The 19,214-nt window shown below is 60.5% G+C and carries 14 protein-coding genes; 8 read left to right on the plus strand and 6 right to left on the minus strand.

What is annotated here, in order from left to right; genetic code table 11:
• Positions 1-69 precede the first annotated feature (69 nt).
• On the plus strand, positions 70-1,221 hold the full coding sequence (macA, locus tag HKK55_RS06320; protein WP_169353851.1) for a macrolide transporter subunit MacA: 1,152 nt from the start codon (positions 70-72) through the stop codon (positions 1,219-1,221).
• Between the two features lie 3 nt (positions 1,222-1,224).
• The gene (locus tag HKK55_RS06325) at positions 1,225-3,183 is read left to right on the plus strand and encodes a MacB family efflux pump subunit (protein ID WP_169353852.1); all 1,959 of its coding nucleotides are present in this window, start codon (positions 1,225-1,227) and stop codon (positions 3,181-3,183) included.
• 213 nt (positions 3,184-3,396) lie between these two features.
• Here HKK55_RS06325 and HKK55_RS06330 read toward each other — a convergent pair whose 3' ends face one another.
• Together HKK55_RS06330 and HKK55_RS06335 are read right to left on the minus strand one after the other, a co-directional pair.
• Entirely contained in the window at positions 3,397-4,134 is a 738-nt protein-coding gene (locus tag HKK55_RS06330; protein ID WP_169353853.1) for a helix-turn-helix transcriptional regulator, read from the minus strand.
• 268 nt (positions 4,135-4,402) lie between these two features.
• A complete protein-coding gene (locus HKK55_RS06335; RefSeq protein ID WP_169353854.1) occupies positions 4,403-5,653 on the minus strand; it encodes a methionine gamma-lyase in 1,251 nt (416 codons plus the stop codon).
• A gap of 124 nt (positions 5,654-5,777) precedes the next feature.
• Between HKK55_RS06335 and HKK55_RS06340 the strand changes: the two genes are divergently transcribed.
• Entirely contained in the window at positions 5,778-6,248 is a 471-nt protein-coding gene (locus HKK55_RS06340) for an Lrp/AsnC family transcriptional regulator (RefSeq protein WP_169353855.1), read from the plus strand.
• A gap of 787 nt (positions 6,249-7,035) precedes the next feature.
• Here HKK55_RS06340 and HKK55_RS06345 read toward each other — a convergent pair.
• Complete coding sequence (locus HKK55_RS06345) at positions 7,036-8,436, minus strand: PLP-dependent aminotransferase family protein (protein WP_169353856.1); 1,401 nt, start codon at positions 8,434-8,436, stop codon at positions 7,036-7,038.
• A 124-nt stretch (positions 8,437-8,560) separates the two neighbouring features.
• On the opposite strand from HKK55_RS06345, the gene HKK55_RS06350 reads away from it, so the two are divergent.
• From HKK55_RS06350 to HKK55_RS06360, 3 genes are all read left to right on the plus strand, one after another.
• The gene (locus tag HKK55_RS06350) at positions 8,561-9,196 is read left to right on the plus strand and encodes a LysE family translocator (protein WP_169353857.1); all 636 of its coding nucleotides are present in this window, start codon (positions 8,561-8,563) and stop codon (positions 9,194-9,196) included.
• A gap of 94 nt (positions 9,197-9,290) precedes the next feature.
• The gene (locus HKK55_RS06355) at positions 9,291-10,349 is read left to right on the plus strand and encodes a diguanylate cyclase (RefSeq protein ID WP_169353858.1); all 1,059 of its coding nucleotides are present in this window, start codon (positions 9,291-9,293) and stop codon (positions 10,347-10,349) included.
• Positions 10,350-10,416: 67 nt separating this feature from the next.
• Positions 10,417-11,652 (plus strand): M20/M25/M40 family metallo-hydrolase, encoded by a 1,236-nt coding sequence (locus HKK55_RS06360; RefSeq protein WP_169353859.1) that lies wholly within the window; start codon positions 10,417-10,419, stop codon positions 11,650-11,652.
• A gap of 152 nt (positions 11,653-11,804) precedes the next feature.
• Here HKK55_RS06360 and HKK55_RS06365 read toward each other — a convergent pair whose 3' ends face one another.
• Together HKK55_RS06365 and HKK55_RS06370 are read right to left on the minus strand one after the other, a co-directional pair.
• Positions 11,805-14,876 (minus strand): efflux RND transporter permease subunit, encoded by a 3,072-nt coding sequence (locus tag HKK55_RS06365; RefSeq protein ID WP_169353860.1) that lies wholly within the window; start codon positions 14,874-14,876, stop codon positions 11,805-11,807.
• Position 14,877: 1 nt separating this feature from the next.
• Entirely contained in the window at positions 14,878-15,990 is a 1,113-nt protein-coding gene (locus HKK55_RS06370) for an efflux RND transporter periplasmic adaptor subunit (protein WP_169353861.1), read from the minus strand.
• Positions 15,991-16,102: 112 nt separating this feature from the next.
• On the opposite strand from HKK55_RS06370, the gene HKK55_RS06375 reads away from it, so the two are divergent.
• Positions 16,103-17,305 (plus strand): MFS transporter, encoded by a 1,203-nt coding sequence (locus HKK55_RS06375; protein ID WP_169353862.1) that lies wholly within the window; start codon positions 16,103-16,105, stop codon positions 17,303-17,305.
• Here the strand turns inward: HKK55_RS06375 and HKK55_RS06380 are convergent, their stop codons facing one another.
• Positions 17,306-18,214 (minus strand): LysR substrate-binding domain-containing protein, encoded by a 909-nt coding sequence (locus HKK55_RS06380; RefSeq protein ID WP_169357793.1) that lies wholly within the window; start codon positions 18,212-18,214, stop codon positions 17,306-17,308.
• A gap of 106 nt (positions 18,215-18,320) precedes the next feature.
• Between HKK55_RS06380 and HKK55_RS06385 the strand changes: the two genes are divergently transcribed.
• Complete coding sequence (locus HKK55_RS06385; protein WP_169353863.1) at positions 18,321-19,187, plus strand: pirin family protein; 867 nt, start codon at positions 18,321-18,323, stop codon at positions 19,185-19,187.
• Positions 19,188-19,214: the final 27 nt, after the last annotated feature.

A 19,214-nucleotide genomic window follows, 5' to 3' on the forward strand; every position in this document is an offset into this window, starting at 1 on the left:
ATCTGAAGATTTAAGTGAGGCCCGACCAAACCCGGTCGGGCTTGCCCTCAACACCTTTTGTGGTCATTTATGGAAAAGTCGAAGTTTCGCAAGGTTGGATTAGGCCTGGTGTTGGTGGTTGCGGCGGGGTTGGTTGTCTATGCGGTGCAAGCGCCGGCGGACGCGCCGCAGTACCTCACCGCTACCGCTGAACGCAGCGATATTGAGAATGCAGTGCTGGCCACCGGTCTTCTGGAGGGCATCAAACAGGTGGATGTCGGTGCCCAGGTTTCCGGCCAGTTGAAGTCCCTCAAGGTCAAGCTTGGGGACAAGGTGAGGAAGGGGCAGTGGCTGGCGGAAATCGATCCGCTGATCTTGCAAAATACCTTACGCAAAGCTCAGGTGGATGAGGAAAACCTCCAGGCCCAGCGCCGCGCCACTGCCGCCCAGCTCAAGCAGGCCAAGTCGGTCTACGAGCGTTATCAGAGGCTGCAGGACGACGAGTCGGTGTCGCGCCAGGATTTTGAGAACGCCGAGTCCAACTACCATGTGCAACAGGCCAACCTGTTGGCCCTGGATGCACAGATCAAGAGTGCGCACATTCAGATCGACACCGCGAAGGTCAACCTGGACTACACCCGCATCGTCGCGCCAATTGATGGCGACGTAGTGGGCATCGTTACTCAGGAAGGCCAGACCGTGATCGCTAGCCAGTTGGCGCCGGTGCTGCTCAAGCTGGCAGACCTGGACACCATGACCGTCAAAGCCCAGGTATCGGAGGCGGACGTCATCCATATCAGCCCCGGCCAGCAGGTGTACTTCACCATTCTCGGCGAGGCCGACAAACGCTACTACGCCAAGCTGCGCGGTACGGAACCTGCGCCACAGAATTTCCTGGACACCCAGCCCGCCGGTACTCCGAAACAGAACACGGCAGTGTTCTACAACGCGCTTTTCGAGGTGCCCAACGTCGACCACCGTCTGCGCATCGCCATGACCGCCCAGGTGCGCATCGTGCTGGATACCGCAAAGGCGGCGCTGACGGTGCCGGTGGCGGCGCTCGGCCCGCGCAATGCCGACGGCAGTTTCACGGTGCGGGTGCTGGGTGCAAAGGGTAAGGCCACCTCGCGTAATGTCCAGACCGGTATCAATAACAACGTCAAGGTGCAGATCACCGATGGCCTGGTTGAGGGTGACCAGGTGGTGATCGGCGATGCTGCGCCAGCCGTGGCGGGGGGCTGACGGATGAGTCAGCCATTACTGGAACTTAAAGGCATTACCCGCAGTTTCATGGCCGGCGACCGGGAGTTCATTGCCCTCAAAGGCATCGACCTGACGATCAATGCCGGGGAAATGGTGGCGATCACCGGGGCCTCGGGCTCGGGCAAGTCGACCCTGATGAACATCCTCGGCGGGCTGGATTACGCCACGGCCGGCAGCTACAAGATCAATGGCATCGAAACCCGGTCCCTCAACGATGAGCAGTTGGCTGAACTGCGTCGCGACTACTTCGGTTTTATCTTCCAGCGTTACCATTTGTTGGCGCACCTGAGTGCCTTGCACAACGTGGAAATGCCGGCAATCTATGCTGGCACGCCCCAAACCCAGCGCTACAGCCGGGCTGGGGAGTTGTTGGCTCGGCTGGGGTTGTCGGGGCATTTGACCCATCGGCCCAGCCAGCTTTCTGGTGGCCAGCAACAGCGGGTGAGTATCGCCCGGGCGCTGATGAATGGCGGCGAAGTGATCCTCGCCGACGAGCCCACCGGTGCTCTTGATACCCACAGCGGTAAGGAAGTGATGCGTATCCTGGCGGAGTTGCACGCGGCCGGGCACACCGTGATTATCGTTACCCACGACCCGAAAGTGGCAGCCAATGCCCAGCGGATTATTGAGGTGCGCGACGGCGAGATTGTCAGCGATCGCGCCAACGAAAGTAGTGGCCTGGATCTGCCCAACGAAGTCCCCATCGAGCCCAAGCACAGTGGTCCACGGCGCTTGGTGGCCAGTCTCGGGTTGTTCAAGGAGGCTTTCAACATGGCTTGGGTGGCGCTGGTCTCCCATCGTATGCGCACCTTGTTGACCATGCTTGGTATCGTCATCGGCATCACGTCTGTGGTGTCGATTTCGGCTATTGGCGAAGGTGCCAAGCGCTATGTGCTCAAGGACATCCAGGCCATTGCGAGCAACACCATCGACATCTTGCCCGGCACCAGTTTTGGTGACAGCCGGGCCTCGGCTATCGAGACCCTTCTACCCTCCGATGTGGACGCGCTGAACCAGCTGTACTACGTGGACAGCGCAACCCCGATGGTGGGCCGCAACCTGCTGTTGCGCTACGGCAACATAGACGTGGATGCTCAGGTGAACGGTGTCAGCGACCGCTACTTCCAGGTCAAGGGCCTGAAGCTGGAAGCCGGCATTTCTTTCAGCGAAAGCGATGCCAGGCGTCAGGCGCAAGTAGTGGTGATCGATCACAACACCCGTCACCGGCTTTTCGGCGCGGGGGTGGATCCGTTGGGCCAGGTGATCCTGATCGGCAACCTGCCGTGTACGGTGATCGGCGTGACGAAGGAAAACAAGAACATGTTCGCCGCCAGCAAGGCTCTTCAAATCTGGGTGCCTTATGAGACTGCGGCCGGTCGGTTATTGGGGCAGCGCCATCTGGACAGCATCACCGTGCGCATCAAAGACGGGCAGCCGAGCAAGGTGGTGGAAGATAACGTCAACAAACTCATGCAGCAGCGTCACGGTACTAAGGATTTCTTCACCAACAACCTCGACAGCATCATGCAGACGGTGCAGAAAACCAGCCGTTCCCTGACGTTGCTGCTGTCGTTGATTGCGGTGATTTCGTTGCTGGTGGGCGGGATTGGGGTGATGAATATCATGCTGGTATCGGTCACCGAACGTACCCGCGAGATTGGTATTCGCATGGCGGTTGGAGCGCGGCAGTCGGATATTCGTCAGCAGTTCCTGGTGGAGGCGGTGATGGTCTGCCTGATTGGCGGGATGATCGGCATCTCGCTGTCGCTGGGCATCGGTTTGTTGTTCTCGTTGTTCGTCAAAGAATGGGAGATGGTGTTTTCCGTGGGCTCGATCGTCACCGCGTTTGCCTGTTCGACAATGATCGGTATCGTGTTTGGCTTTGTACCGGCGCGCAATGCGGCGCGGCTGGATCCTATCGAAGCGTTGGCGCGGGATTGAAGAGGGCGTCTACCAGGGCGGGCCGTGTCGACCACCTGTAGCCGCCGGCGCAGCCTGCGATCGGCTGCGCAGCAGATCGCCAGGATCTTGAAACTGCCGAAGGTCCTTCGGCCCTTATCGCAGCCTCATTCTTCGGCAGCGGCTACAACGGGCCAAATGTATGGCCTGACAGGGCTCTTGCCTGGTGACTGCAGACGGTATCTAACCAGAGGGCTACAGGGTAGCGCCGTCTTGTGCCGAATACATCCACCGCAACAACGAATGCCGCCCGCTGATGCCCATCTTGATCGCGGCACGTTTGAGGTAGCTTTCGATAGTGTTGACCTTCAGCGCCAGTTGCTCGGCCAACTCCGGTGCGGTACGTCCGGCCAGCATGCCGACACACACTTCCAGCTCACGGCTTGACAGCTTCAGGTCCGATTGCGCCAGGCGTTCGTCAAAGCGTCGACGCAGGGTTTCGATGCCCTGATTTTCGCTGCTCTGGGTGAGGGCGCTGTTGTCATTGCTGCACGGCTGGATCGCGGCGATGTGTTTCTCGACCATGGGTAACAGCAGCGATGAGAAATCCTGCAGGATGATCCGTTCCTGGGCAGAAAAATTCTGCGACTGGTGCGAGCGATACACAGAGAGCACGTAATTGAAATCATCCTTGCGCCGAGTCAGGTGCAACTGAGCGGCGGGCCATGCGGGGTCGGATGCTGTGGGTGCTGTGTGGGTACTGCCGGCTATTGAGTCGGTGTACACCGGGAGCAGGCCTTCGACCCTTGAGGTGCATGCCTTGCGCTTCGGCTGGCCCTCTGAATTCACACGCAATTGCTTGATGTGCGTGGCATCCACATCCAGTTGGGTCAGTATCAGGTCATGTAGCATGCGCGGGAAGTGGCGGCTGCCGGTGCTGGCGATGACCTTGCCAATGTGTGGGAACAGGTGTGAGTTCATCATTTCGTCCATGAGTTTTGTGGGTGAAGAGGCTGCCTTATCGCGATGGGTTTTAAGATGATAAGTAGAGTGAATAACCTACAGTGATAGTAGTGGCGGCCGAGTCGTATCCTAGTACAGCCTTGGGATAGCAGGGGGATCCAATCCGTAAAAAAAATATTAAGTCTTGCGAGGGCGACAACCCGAAAGGGTCGGATTGAATTGTCTATCGGCGGGAGTAGTTGAACACTGCACTGTTGCAGTGGTGTGTCGAGGAGGCGGACACCTCCTCGGCGTGGATTTACTTGGCGTGTACCTCAAGCTGAACCGCTGGCTTTGTCACCGGAGTGCGCTTGATGCATTTGGCCAGGGCCTGCTGCACATCCGCCAGCAAATCGGCGACGTCCTCAAGGCCTGCCGACAGCCGCACCAGCCCTTCGGAAATCCCGTGATGGGCGCGTTCTTCGGGGGTGTAAGTGGAGTGGGTCATGGTCGCCGGGTGCTGGGCCAATGACTCGGCATCCCCCAGGCTCACCGCACGGCTGAACAGCTGGAGCGCATTCATGAAACGCCGTCCGGTATCGATGCCACCCTTGAGTTCGAAGGCGATCATGCCGCCGGACAACTTCATCTGGCGGGCGGCCAATTCGTACTGCGGGAACGACTTCAGTCCGGGGTAGGTGACCCATTCCACCGCTGGGTGCGCCTGCAATGCTTCGGCGATGGCCTGAGCGTTACTGCAGTGGCGATCCATGCGCAGGGCCAACGTCTTGAGACCGCGCATCAACAGAAAAGCATCTTGAGGCGACAGTACGGCGCCGGTCAGATCCTTGAGGCCTTGCAGGCGAATTCGTTGGGCCAGGGCCTGGGTGGTGACGGCGATGCCAGCGGTGATATCACCGTGGCCGCTGAGGTATTTGGTGGCTGAATGCACCACCACATCGGCGCCCATTTCCAGAGGACGTTGCAGGTAGGGGGTGCAATAGGTGTTGTCCACCACCACGGTGATACCGGGCCGTTGGTGAGCGATCTCGGCTACGGCCGCGATGTCCACCAGTTGCAGATTGGGGTTGGCCGGGGTTTCGAAGTAGATCATGCGGGTTTGAGGCGAGAGTGCCGCGCGCAAGGCGGCCAGGTCCGATAGGTCGACATGGCGCACCTTGACGCCGAATTCGCCGATCCCGTGGTGCAGCAGGGCGAAGGTGCAGCCGTAGAGCGTCTGGCTGACGATGATTTCGTCACCTGGGCGCAGCAGGGTCCAGAAGGTGGCGGCGATTGCACCCATGCCGGAGCTGAAGGCCACGCCAGCTTCGCCGTTTTCCAGGGTGGCCATGCGTGACTCCAGCAGGGCCAGGGTCGGGTTGGAGATGCGCGTGTAGAAGTGCCCGCGTTCTTCACCGGCAAAGCAGCCGGCGCCGTATTCGGCGGTGGGAAAGGCGAAGGTGGCGCTGAGGTAGATCGGCGGGATCAGGGCACCGTGGTGGTCTTGTGGATCATAGCCATGGTGGATGGCGCGGGTGGAAAAGCCGAACGTGTTGTGTTTATTGTTCATGGTCGGACGCTCCTTATTTCCTACGATGCTATGCTCATAACCGAGGCCGAACGTTCCATACTTTGCCGGGAAAAGCCGGTGGGTTGGGATGAAAACCAATAAAAATGAATTTTTGAGGCAAGACATGCCTGGAAGCCTGGACCGTACCGATAAAGCCCTGCTGGATGCCCTGCAGGGTAATGCCCGTTTGACTGTGGCCGAGCTGGCCGAGCGTGTTTCCCTGACCACTTCGCCGTGTTGGCGACGGGTGAAACATCTGGAAGACAGTGGGGTGATCAGTGGTTATCAGGCGATTCTTTCGCCCAAGGCGCTGGGGTATGGGGTGACGGCGTTTGTCAGCATTATGATGGATACCCATTCCAAGGAAATTGCCCGGGCGTTTGAGCAGCGGTTGTTGGCGATTCCCGAGATTGTGGCGTGTCATAACGTTTCGGGGCGGTATGATTTTTTGCTGGAAGTGGTGGCGAAGGATCTGGAGTCGTTTGGGGAGTTTGCGCGGGAGGTTTTGCAGACGTTGCCTTGTGTTAAGGAGATTTATTCGAGTTTTTCGTATAAGTCGGTGAGGTCGTTGAGGGTGATTCCGTTGCCGGGGTGACGTGGCGGCCTGGTAGCCGACCAGGCTGTTTGGTTGTTTGAGTACATATCCATTTCTTCGGTGATGGCTACTTATGGTTCCGCTCTTACAGCGGGTCACTTTTGGCAAACGCCCCAAAAGTAACCAAAAGGTCTTGCCCCACCATTCGGCGCCTCGCTGTGGCTCGGCGTGCCCTCACTCCGGCATTGCTCCGTGGGCCGCCGCGACGGGCCATCCATGGCCCAACGCGGCTATCCCGGCATCCATGCCGGGATGCCCACTGCGCAATGCCTGCGTTCGGCCATCATGGTTAATGGGGCCTGATAGATCAAAATCAAAAGCACGGCGGCCTGAAAGCCGACCTGAGTGGTAGAAGCAAAGGCAAGGTCCAGCAAGGGCCAGAGCGAAAGCAGATCTGCTTTTCTGTGGGAGCTGGCTTGCCTGCTCCCACAGTAGACCGTGCCCGTTTTTGATTTTGCCTTCGATTCACACCACTCAAGCCGGCCGGTAGGCCGCTGTGTTCTTGATCTGCTTTTGACTTTGATCTTAGGCGCCCCGTTAAACCACGCTGGCTGAACGTAGGCATTGGTCCGTGGGTAAACCGGCAGGACGCCGGTTTAGCCGCACTGGGCCAGGGATGGCCCATTGCGGCGGCCCACGGACCAATGCCGGAGTGAGGGCACACCGAGCCTAGGCGAGGTGCCGAGTGGTGGGGCAAGAGCGTTTTGCTTACTTTTGCGCTGTTCAAAAGTGAGCCGCTGTAAGAGCGGAACCCTAATCAGCCATCACCGCAACAACGGATATGCACTCAATCACCCCTCAACAACCCCTCAACCCCCTCCCAAACCCTAAAATCATCACAATGCCCCACATTAAACCGCATAAAATCCCGCATCCCCCCCTCATACCCAAACAACGCCCCCGGCGCCAACACCATCCCGCGTTTCAACCCCGCCTCAGCCAGCCGCTCCCCATTCACCCCCGCCGGCAACCGCGCCCAGATAAACATCCCCCCTTCAAACCCCATGGGCAACTCACACCCACACCGCCGCAACCACTGCTCAACCCGCCCTCCGGCCTCCAGCAACCGCTGAACCATACGCTTGCGATGCTTGGCATAACTCCCCTCACTGAGCAACCGATAGACAATCTGCTCAAACAACTCCGACGTAATCCCGCCACTCATCAACTTCATATTGGTCAAGTTGGCCGCCAATTGCGGCGCCGCCACCACATAGCTGACCCGCACATTCGCACTGAGGCTTTTCGAAAACCCGGATAGATAAGTCACCTGTTCCAGCCCGGCGAGGGCGGCCAGACGTGGCGGTGGGTTGGGGTGCAGGTCGCCGTAAAGGTCGTCCTCGACGATATGGCAACCGTATTGCCGGGTCAGTTGCAACAGGCGAAAGGCTTGCCCCGGGCTGAAGGAATGCCCGGTGGGGTTGTGCAGCACGCCGGTGGTCAGGTACAGGCTGGGTCGCTGCTCGGCGAGTAGTTGCTCCAGGGCGGCAAAGTCGAAGCCGTCTGGCCGCCGCGCGATCGTCACCACCTTGACCCCGTGCAACGCCAGGTTGGCGTGGAAGTTGAAATAGCAGGGGGCGTCCAGCAGCACCGTATCCCCGGGGCGCGCCAGCAGACGCATCAACATATCCAGGCCTTGCAGGGTATTGGGGGTGGTGATGATTTGTTCCACCGGTACCGACAGCCCTTCGCCCTGGAGTTTCTGTTGCAGGGCTTGGCGCAAGGGCAGCAGGCCGGCCGGGGTGCCGAGGCTGGCGACACGCAGGGACGGTGCGCGCACTGCGCTGCGCATGGCTTGGCGCAGGGCGTCGGAGTCGAGCCAGTCTTCCGGCAGATGGCCGCCGCCGGGGCGCAGGCCGCCGGGGGCGATTGCCAAAGGGCGGCGCAGTACGCTGAGCAGGTCCTGAGGGAGCAGATCCACCCAGGTGCTGGAGGACGGCTGGGCCAGGCGGCTGGCGACAAAGTGCCCGCGACCCTGGCTGGAGGTCAGCAGATGGCGACCGCGCAAGCGGTCCAGTGCCTCGTTCAGGGTGAATTTACCGACCCCCAGTTGCTCGCCCAATTCACGTACCGACGGCAGTTTGCTGCCGGCGGCCAGCTCGCCTGTTTCGATGGCCTGGGTGAATGCATCGACGATTTGCTGAACCTTGGGCGCACGGTCATGGAAGCGAATCTGCGGAATAGGCATGCTGAGTCCTGGGTTTACCGCAAACTTTACCGGTAAAGTCTGCGTGGATATACACAGAGTTTACCTGCCTCGGGCAGGCCTTGCAGTTCTAGACTGCACGGCATTCCTTCCTGTGGTGAAACCCATGGCCAGCGCCCTGACCCTGTCGTCCTTTCTGTATTTCCTGCTGTTGTGCACCACCCTGGCGTTCAGCCCGGGCCCCATGACTCTGTTGTTGCTTAGCCTGGGCCTTAAGGATGGCCTGCGGCGTTCCTTGCCGGCGCAGTTCGGGGCCAGTGTGTCGTACCTGATCTCGATTCTGATTTTTGCGGTGGGCTTTTCCGAGCTGATCAAAGGCTATCCGCTGATCACCCAGGGCATTCAACTGGTGGGCGTGGCTTACATCCTCTATTTGGCGTTCAAGCAATGGACCAGCAGTGGCGTGTCGATTGACACCGGGGCCCAGGGTCAGGAAACCACTCGCAGTCTGTTCAGCAAGGGCCTGTTGACCGGGTTGTCGAACCCCAAGGCGATCATCCTGTTCAGCGCAGTGTTTCCTCAGTTCGCCGCCGTGGGCCAGGAAAGTGCAGCGCGTGATATCGCCATCCTCGGTCTGACATTCCTGATGCTGCAGTTCGCCAGTGGCTGCCTGTATTGCTATTTCGGGCAGCGCATCAAACATGTGCTGGAAGACCCAAAACGGCGGGTGCTGTTGCAGAAGGTTACTGCGGTGTTGCTGCTGGGGGTGGCGATGATGTTGGCGCGGGGTTTTTCCAACTAGGTGCCTTGGCACGGGTGTTCCAGTCTTCGGGCGGCAGTGGCTATTTGCTTTTCCCCTGATAGACTTCGAGCATTCATTCAGGATCACGCCAGACATGTCAGTCGCAGGAGGAAAGGGACTTTCGCTCGCCGCACGCCTGTACAAATCCCGCGCCCTGGGGCTGACCCTCGGGTTTGTCTGTGTGGCGGCCGGGATGTACCCGTTTCATCCGTCGGGCTGGGTCTGGGCCTTGATGATCGCCAACGGTTTTATCTGGCCGCACTTGGCCTACCAGTGGTCGCTTCGTTCCTCCAACTCCCTGCGCGCAGAAACCCGCAATCTGCTGTTTGACTCGTTTTGCGGCGGCTTCTGGGTCGGTGCCATGCATTTCAATCCGTTGCCCAGCGTCACCACTTTGTCGATGATGACCATGAACAATGTCGCCATCGGCGGGCCTCGGTTCATGCTGGCCGGCTGGGTGGCCCAGGCGCTTGGGGTGGGCGTGTCGATGCTGGTGTTCACCCCGGCGTTTATTGCGGTGACCAGCGAGGCGCAGCTCTATGCCTGCCTGCCGATCCTGATGCTGTATCCCCTGGTCCTGGGCTGGATTTGTTACCGCCAGACCATCACCTTGTCCCGGCACAAGCGCGAGCTGTTGGCCCTCAGTCGCACCGACAGCCTGTCCGGGTTACTCAACCACGGCGCCTGGAAAGATCACCTGGAAATCGAGTTCCAGCGTTGCCGTCGGGGGCAGCAGGGCGCGGCCATTGCGTTGATCGACATCGACCACTTCAAGGCCATCAACGACACCTACGGCCACGTCACTGGCGATATCGTGCTGCGCCAATTGAGCAAGGTGTTGCGCCAGAACCTGCGAGCCACCGACCTGGCTGGGCGCTACGGCGGTGATGAGTTCTGTGTGATCCTGCCGGACATGCCTCTGGGCCGGGCCACGGAAGTGATGGACGCCTTGCGCGACCGCTTCAATTGCCTGGGCTATGCCCAGGATCCGACGCTGCGCGCCAGCTTGAGCATCGGCCTGGCGCCGTATCAGGCGTCCCACAGCGATGCCATCAGTTGGCTCAATGATGCCGACCAGGCGTTATACGAAGCCAAGAGCAGCGGGCGCAACCGGGTCAGCTCGGTGTTGGGGAGTTGGTTGAAGTCGGTTTGACGATCAACAAATCGGTGTTTGTCAGGTAGGGTGTGCAACGACTCCCAACAAAAACAAGGACCGGTTCATGACTTTCAACTTCCGCCGTACGGCCCTGGCCGCCACCCTGGCACTTTCCTTCGGTTTCACGTTCCCGGCCTTTAGTGCCGAACCCCACAAACAGATCCAGGCTGATGCCGAGCAGTACAAGGCTGATGCCCTGAAACTGCTGGAACGCCTGGTGAATATCGATTCGGGTTCCGGCTACGAGCCAGGCCTGACCCAGGTCCGCGAGATTGCTGTCGACGAGCTGAAAAAGCTTGGTTTCAGTATTGAACTGGTGCCCGATGCCGCTGCTAAAAACAGCCATGTCATCGCCACCCTCAAGGGTACCGGCAAGGCAAAAATCCTGCTGATGGCCCACATGGATACCGTGTTCAAGGAAGGCTCGGCCGCCGAACGACCGTTCCATATCAAGGACGGTCGCGCCTATGGCCCAGGGGTGATGGACGACAAGGGCGGGATCGTCGCCGGGATCTACGCGTTGAAAGTCCTGCAAAACCAGGGTTTCAAGGACTACGCGCAAATCACTTTCCTGCTGGATGCCAGCGAGGAGACCGGTTCGGAGGCTGCCTCCGAACTGATCCGCAAAACCGCCAAGCTCAACGACGTGACCCTGAACCTGGAGCCGGGTCGTCCAGCCGATGGTCTGGTGGTGTGGCGCAAGGGCAGCGCCACCGCTGTGGTTGAGGTCAAGGGCAAGGCCGCCCACGCCGGTGTTGCTCCGGAATTGGGGCGCAATGCGGCGATGGAAGCGGCCCACCAGATCCTGCAACTGGGCAAACTGGGGGACGCCGAGAAGAAAACCACCATCAACTTCACCGTGCTCAACGCAGGGGATCGGGTCAACGTGATCCCGGACCAAGCCACCGCCAAGGCGGATGTGCGGGCGGCGGTGCCGGAAGAGTTTGATCGGATCGAGAAGGACTTGGCGCGGGTCTCGGCCAACAAACTGATTCCCGACACTGAAGTGACCACCAGCCTGCACCGCGGCTTGCCGCCGATGCCGCAGACGCCGGAGTCCGACAAGTTGGTGGCGATTGCCCAAGGGATCTACGGCGAGTTGGGACGCAAACTGACCGTTGAAGGCAGCGGCGGGGCGGCTGATGCCAGCCTGTCGGCGGGCGTGGGCACGCCGACCCTGGATGGGTTCGGGATTGTCGGCGGCAATATTCATACGCCTGAGGAATATGCCGAGGTGGAGAGTGTGGCACCACGGATCTACCTGTTGAGCCGGATGATCATGGAGCTGTCCAAGCGCTGACTTAAAGCCTCATCAATTTCCTGTGAACACAGATCGAAATGTGGGAGCGGGCTTGCTCGCGAATGCGTTGTATCAGTCGACATATTCTGTGACTGACACTCCGCATTCGCGAGCAAGCCCGCTCCCACAGGGGGTTTACTGCGTCTTTGAAGTCAGGTTGGTGCCACCATCTCCCGCGTCTTCTGCCGCCCCAACACCAAGCTGCACAACGCCGGCAAGAACAGCAGCGTCAACACCGTCCCCACCAACACCCCGCCAATCAACACATACGCCAGCGACGACCAGAACACCGACAACGTCAGCGGAATAAACGCCAATGCCGCCGCCAGCGCCGTCAAGATCACCGGCCTGGCCCGACGCACCGTCGCTTCGACAATTGCCTCGTGAATCGCCAGGCCCTGGTCCTGGTTTTGCCGAATCTGGTCGGTAAAAATCAGCGTGTTGCGCATCAAGATCCCGCCAATCCCGATCAACCCCAAAATCGCATTGAAGCCAAACGGCTGGTTGAACAGCAACAAGGTCGGTACGGCACCAATCAAGCCCAATGGCGCCGTGGCAAAGACCATGAACATCACCCCGAATGAACGCACCTGGAACATGATCACCGTCAAGGTCAGCAGGATCATGATCGGGAACAGCGCCGCCAGGGCAACGTTGGCCTTGGCGCTTTCTTCCACCGGGCCACCGATGTCGATGCGATAGCCGGCGGGCAGTTTGGCGATCAGCGGCTTGAGGTCGGCATATACCGCCATTTCCACGTCTGGTGGTTGGGTGCCGTCGACGATGTCCGCACGCACTTCCACGGTCGTCGCACGGTTGCGGCGCTTGAGGATCGGTTCTTCCATCACAGCCTGGAAATGCCCGACTTGAGCCAAAGGCACCGACACGCCTGTGCGGTTGGTCAGCGTCATATTGTCCAGGTTGCCCAGGTCTTCGCGCTGGCTCACTTGAGAGCGGGCCACCACCGACACCGTGCGATTGCCTTCGCGCACTTCGGTGATCGGGTTGCCGCTGAGCAGGGCATTGAGCTGGGATTTCACTTCATCAGGAGTGAAGCCCAACAGGCGCAGGCGATCCTGGTCGAGCACCAGTCGATAGCCGCTGGCGCGCTCGCCCCAGTCGAGAAAGCTGTCTTGGGTCAGTTTGTTGGCCGCCACTATTTGGCGCACGTTTTCGGAAAGACCGCGCAGCACATTCAGGTCCGGACCGGACACGCGAAACACCACGGGGAAGGGCACGGGTGGGCCGAACACCAGTTGGGTGACCCGCACCCGCGCTGAAGGAAATTCCCCGGCTGCGATGCGTTCACGCATGCGCAGTTTCAAGGCGTCTCGGGCATGCGCGTCGGGCGTTTGCACGATCAGCTTGGCGAAGGCCGGGTCCGGCAGTTCGGGGTTCAGAGACAGGAAAAACCGGGGGGCACCACCGCCGACATAGGTATCGACCATCGTGGTTTGCGACTCTTCCATCAGCGCCTTTTCCACCTGTGCCGCCACCGCCTCAGTGCTTTTGAAGGCGCTACCGGGCGGCATGTACACCTCAAGAATCAGCTCGGAACGGTCGGAGTTGGGGAAGAATTGCTTCTTCACCACTCCCATGCCCAAGCCGCAGAGCACAAACGCCAATACCACCCACCCGGTCACCCACCAGCGTTTGCGCACGCAAGTCTCCACCAGGCTGCGCAGCTTCTGGTAATAACGGCCGGCATAAATCGCGTCATGGCCGCCCGGCACCGGTTTGATTTGCGGCAGCAGCTTCACCCCCAAGTAGGGGGTGAAGACCACCGCCACCAACCACGATGAAATCAACGCAAAGCCGACGATCCAGAAAATATTGCCGGCGTATTCCCCAGCCCCCGAGCGGGCAAAACCCACCGGCAGGAAACCTATAATCGTCACCAGGGTCCCGGTCAGCATGGGTGCTGCGGTAGAGCGCCAGGCAAAGGTGGCCGCGTGGATACGGTCAAAACCTTCTTCCAGTTTCACCACCATCATCTCGATGGCAATGATCGCGTCATCCACCAGCAGGCCCAGGGAAATGATCAGCGCACCGAGGGTGACCCGGTCGAATTCGCGGCCCGTCATCAGCATGATCACAAACACAATCGACAGGGTCAGTGGTACTGCTGCGGCCACTACCAGGCCGACGCGAAAGCCCAGGGCCAAGAGGCTGATCACCATCACTACCGCCAGGGCGACGAAGAATTTCAGCATGAATTCGTTGACCGCCAGGCTGATGTTTTTCGCCTGGTCGGACACCTTGGCGAAGTTCACGCCCAGTGGCAGGTCGGCCTGGATTTTTGCTTCCTCGGCCTTGAGACTCTTGTCCAGCTCCAGGCCGTTCCAGTGTTTCTCCATGACCACCCCGAGCATCAGCGCCGGGTCACCCTGATGGCGAATGCGGTAGCTGGGCGGGTCTTCATAACCACGGCTGACGGTGGCGACATCGGCGATACGCAGCACCTTGCCGTTGGCTTCCAGGGGAACGTTTTCGATCAGCGACAGGCTGTCGAAGGCGCCATCGATACGGATATACGCCCGTGCGCCGGCGGTTTCGACAAAGCCTGAAGGTGCCACGGCGTTTTGCGCGGAGAGGGCAGCGAAGATCTGTTCGGGCTTGATGCCCAGCGTGGCCAGGCGTTCATAGGAAAACTCGACGAAGATTCGCTGGGCCTGTTCGCCGAGGATGTTGACCTTCTTCACCCCCGGCAGGTTGAGCAAACCCTGGCGCATGGCTTCTGCCATTTGCACCTGTTGCCGGTGGGGCAGGTGTTCGGCTTCCAGGGCGTACAACGCGAAGTACACGTCGGAGTACTCGTCGTTGAAGAACGGGCCGATCACGCCTTTGGGCAATTTCGACGCTTCGTCGCTGAGCTTCTTGCGGGTCTGGTAGAACAGGTCCTGGATCTCGCTGGGGCGCGTGGACTCCAGGTAAGTCATGCGCATCGAGACAAAACCGGGCTGGGCGATGGTCTCGACGCGGTCGTAGTAGTCCAGCTCCTGCAGGCGTTTTTCCAGGCGGTCGGCCACCTGTTCCTGCATTTCCTGGGCCGTAGCACCGGGCCAGGCGGCGGTGATGGTCATGACCTTGACGGTGAACAGCGGGTCTTCTGCGCGCCCCAGTTTGCCGAAGGCAAAAATCCCGGCGGCGAGGATCGCGATGATCAGGAACAACGTGACGGCGCGGTGTTTGACGGCCAGTTCGGAGAGGTTGATGCCGCGCATATCAGTGGCCCTGCTTACGGTTGAGTGCCAGCACCTGGGCCGGTAGCAGGCGTACCGCGTCACCGCTGTGGAGCAGGTGCGCGCCAAGGGCTACGACAATCTGGCCGGGGCTGACACCGCTGTTCAGCAGCGCCTCTTCCTGGCCAAGACTGGCGACGCTCACCGGGACGAAACTGACCTTGTCATCATCACCAATCAGCCACACCCCGGTGCCGTTGCCGGCATCCTGCAGGGCACCGATGGGCACGCGGGTCTGTTGCGCCTGGCCATTGCCTTGCAAGCGTACGGTGATGGTCGAGCCAAGAGCGAAACGGTCGACGGCGCCGTGCAGCACATAACGTGCGCGGTAGGTGCGGGTGGTCGGGTCGGCGCTGGCGGACAGCTCACGCAACGTGGCAGTCACGGCCTGGTCAGGGGCGCCGAAGGGGAAGGCCAGGGCTTTTTGCGAGGCCTGGTCGCGCTGGTTCTCCGGCAGGTTAACGATGGCTTCCCGGGCGCCATCGTGGGCCAACCGGGCGACAACTTGCCCTTCGGCCACCACTTGCCCGCGATCCACCCGTACGTCGGTGATGATCCCGTCACCGTCGGCCTTCAGTACCGAGTAGGTGCGGCGGTTTTCGATCTGGCTGGCATCGGATTGCGCGGCGGAAAGCTCCGCTTCGGCGACCCGCAGATTGGTGGCGGACTGGTCGAAAATCTGCCGCGACACGGCGCCGGTATTGGCCAGGCGCTGGTAGCGGTTTTCGTCGTCACGCCGTTGGCGCAGCTGGGCCTGGGCGGCATTCACGCGGTTTTTTGCCGAGCGTAGGGCCAGCTCGAAGTCGCCGATGTCCAGCACCAGCAAGGTATCGCCACGGGCTACGCGCTGGCCGGGGTCGACCTTGCGCTCGATCACCTTGCCACTGACCCGGAAGCCCAGGTCGCTTTCGGTACGGGCCGCGACCACTCCGGTGTAGGCGCTTTGCTGATTGGCGGCGGCTTCGACCTTGGCGGCGAGCACCGGGCGGGGCAGGGAGGCTTGTGCAACGGGGTCGGCTTTGCTGTTGCAACCGCCGAGCATCATCAACAGTGCCAAGGATGGGAGAAGGCTTAAGCGATGAGAAAGTGGGTTCATGGGGGAGGCTCCGTGGGATTCACTCTGACCGTCGGGCAAAAAATTATGGACATAATTTTTTACTCATATTATGGTCGAAATATAAATTAATCCAGCCCCCCGGAAAGCCCCCATGTCGAACGACCCGACGCCGTCTCGTAGCTTGTTGTTTCTACTGGTGGCCCTGACGGCATTGGGTGAAGTCTCGACCCAACTGATCATTCCCGGCCTGGGTTCCATCGAGCAGGCGCTGGTCGCACCACCCGGTTCAGCGCTGGCGGCGTTGTCGGCGTTTGTCGCGGCCTTTGGCTTGGGGCAGTTGCTGTTGGGGCCGTTGTCGGACCGAATCGGCCGGCGTCCGGTACTGATCGGCGGCTTGCTGCTGTATGTGGCGGCAACGTTGTGGATGCTGCTGGTCAGCAGCATGGGTGAGTTCATCGCCGCCCGTGTCCTCCAAGGCCTTGGCGCCTGTGCAGCGCTGGTGCTGGCGCGCACGGTGGTACGGGACGTGTGGAAAGCCGAGGCCGGCCCGGCCCTGGCGTTGACGGTGATTGGCATGCTCTGCGCTATCGTTGTCTCGCCGATGCTGGGCGGCTTGCTGGTGAAGCTCGGCGGCTGGCATGCACCGATCCTGCTGGCGTTGGCGATTGGCGTGATTGCGACCCTGGTCGTCGTGCTGTTCTACCGCGAAAGCAACCAGAACCTCGACCCCAAGGCCGGCCATTGGAAAACCCTCGCCGGGCAATACCTGGATTTGCTCAAGGGCCGCTCCTACCGCGCGTTCGCCGTGACCCTGGCGTGTACCTATGGCGCCATGTTTGCGGTGATCGCCGGTTCATCGGCGGTGTACATCAACCTGCTGGGCCTGAGCAGTGCGCAGTACGGCGTGACCTTCGGGTGCATGGTGTCGATGCTGATCGTCGGCGCCACCTTCACCCGGCGCAGCATCATGCACCTTGGGGCGGAGCGTATCGTCGCCATCGGCGTGACCCTGGTGGCCATCGGCGGGATAACGACGGTGGTGATTTTCGAGGTGTTCGGTTTGTCGGTGTTGGGCCTGAGCCTGCCGGTTGCCCTGGTGACTCTCGGCGGTGGCTTGGTGCTGCCTGGTTCGGTGACCGGCGGGGTGATGCCCAATGCCCACCGCGCCGGTCTGGCGGCCGGGTTGATGGGCTTTTCGCAGATGCTTGGCGCCACCTTCAGCGGCGTGCTGTTGAGCACCCTGCGAGACGGCAGCGCCACGCCGATGATCCTGCTTCAGGGCGGATTTGCGGTGGTGGCATGGGGCGCGTTTCATCTGTTGCGCCAACGCCGGGTGGTGTTGGTGCCAGCCTGATCAGGCCATATCGCTCTGGGAAAACTCCTCCCCGAGGAAATCAATCAACGTGCGCACTGACGGCAATAATCCCCGGCGCGAGGGGAAAATCGCGTGGACAATCCCGGTCCTTGGCGACCAGCCGGGGATCAGGCTCACCAGGCGTCCCGCTGCGATGTCTTCGCGCACCACTACACTGGGCAAGTGCGCGATACCCACTCCGGCACAGGCCGCATGCCGCAGCGCCAGCAGGTCATCGGTGACCATCCGCGGATAATGCCGGATGACCGCGCTGGCACCGTTCTCACCAAACAATTCCCACTGATATTCCCGGTGCGGCGATCCCCAATGCAGGCTCGGCAGACCATTGAGGTCCGCCGGCGAAGGCGGGGTCGACAGCTGTGGCAAAAATTGCGGGCTGCCCACCAGGCACTGGGTGCTATTGCCCAGAACCTTCATCACCAGGTCGGTATTTTCCAGCGGCGGAAAGCGAATCCGCAGGGCGATGTCGAAGCCCTCATAAATCACGTCCACTCGACGGTTGGTGCTCTCGACATGCAATTCCACCAGCGGGTACTGCAGCATGTAGCGGGTGAGCATCGGCCCGACCCACGAGTTGAGCAGGGCGGTGGGGCAACTCAGGCGCACGATGCCCTGAGGCTCGGAGCGGTTGAGCTCGATGACCTCGGCGGCGCTTTCGGCTTCCACGCGCATCGCCAGGCAACGCTGGTAATAGGCCTGGCCGATTTCGGTGAGGGAACAGTGGCGGCTGGTGCGATTGATCAGGCGCACGCCCAGGCGTTCTTCCAACTCGCTGATGCGTCGGCTGAGCTTGGACTTGGGCATGTCCAGGGCTCGTCCGGCAGCGGCGAAACCACGGTGCTCGACCACCTGGGTGAAGTAGTAGAGGGTGTTGAGGTCTTCCACTATCGTTCTCCAAATAGAACGCTAAGGGTTATTTTTGCCGTCTAGCGCTGCAAAGGTAACGGATTTAAGGTGTATCCATGAACTGCTTTCACCCATTTGGAGACACACCATGAAAAATATCATCGGTATCTACACCAGCCCACGAGGCCATTGGGTGGGCGACGGCTTCCCGGTTCGCACCCTGTTTTCCTACGACACCATGGGCAAGCACATCAGCCCATTCCTGCTGCTGGACCATGCCGGCCCCGCCGATTTCACCCCGACCGAACATCGTCGCGGTGTTGGCCAGCATCCCCATCGCGGTTTTGAAACCGTGACCATCGTCTACAAAGGCGAAGTCGAGCATCGGGATTCCACCGGAGCCGGCGGCACCATCGGCCCGGGCGACGTTCAGTGGATGACGGCGGCGAAGGGCATTTTGCATGAAGAGTTCCACTCCGAGGCTTTCGCCCGCAGTGGCGGCGCCCTGGAAATGGTCCAGTTGTGGGTCAACCTGCCGGCCAAGGACAAAATGACCGACGCCGGGTACCAGACCATTCTCGACAGTGACATTCCATCGCTGCCTCTGGCCGATAACGCCGGCAGCCTGCGCCTGATCGCCGGGGAGTTTGCCGGTGTCAAAGGTCCGGCTCGCACCTTCACGCCGATTGACGTGTGGGATGTACGGCTCAACGCCGACAAGGCCGTGACGCTGGACTTGCACGCAGGGCGCAATACCGCGCTGGTGGTGCTCAAAGGCACGGTGCAGATCAACGGTGTGGAATTGGCGCGTGAAGGGCAACTGGTGTTGTTCGAGCGTGACGGCGACCAGCTCAGCCTTGAGTCGAACAACGACGCCACGTTCCTGCTGCTCAGCGGCGAACCTATCGACGAGCCTATCGTCGGCCACGGTCCGTTCGTGATGAACACTGAGCAGGAAATCCACCAGGCCTTTGCCGACTTCCAGTCCGGCGAGTTCGGCCAGATGCACAGCTGATACACCCCCGCAACACCCCCCATGGAA

Origin of the sequence: Pseudomonas sp. ADAK18 (genome assembly GCF_012935695.1) — a bacterium.
In the GTDB taxonomy this organism is placed as follows: domain Bacteria; phylum Pseudomonadota; class Gammaproteobacteria; order Pseudomonadales; family Pseudomonadaceae; genus Aquipseudomonas.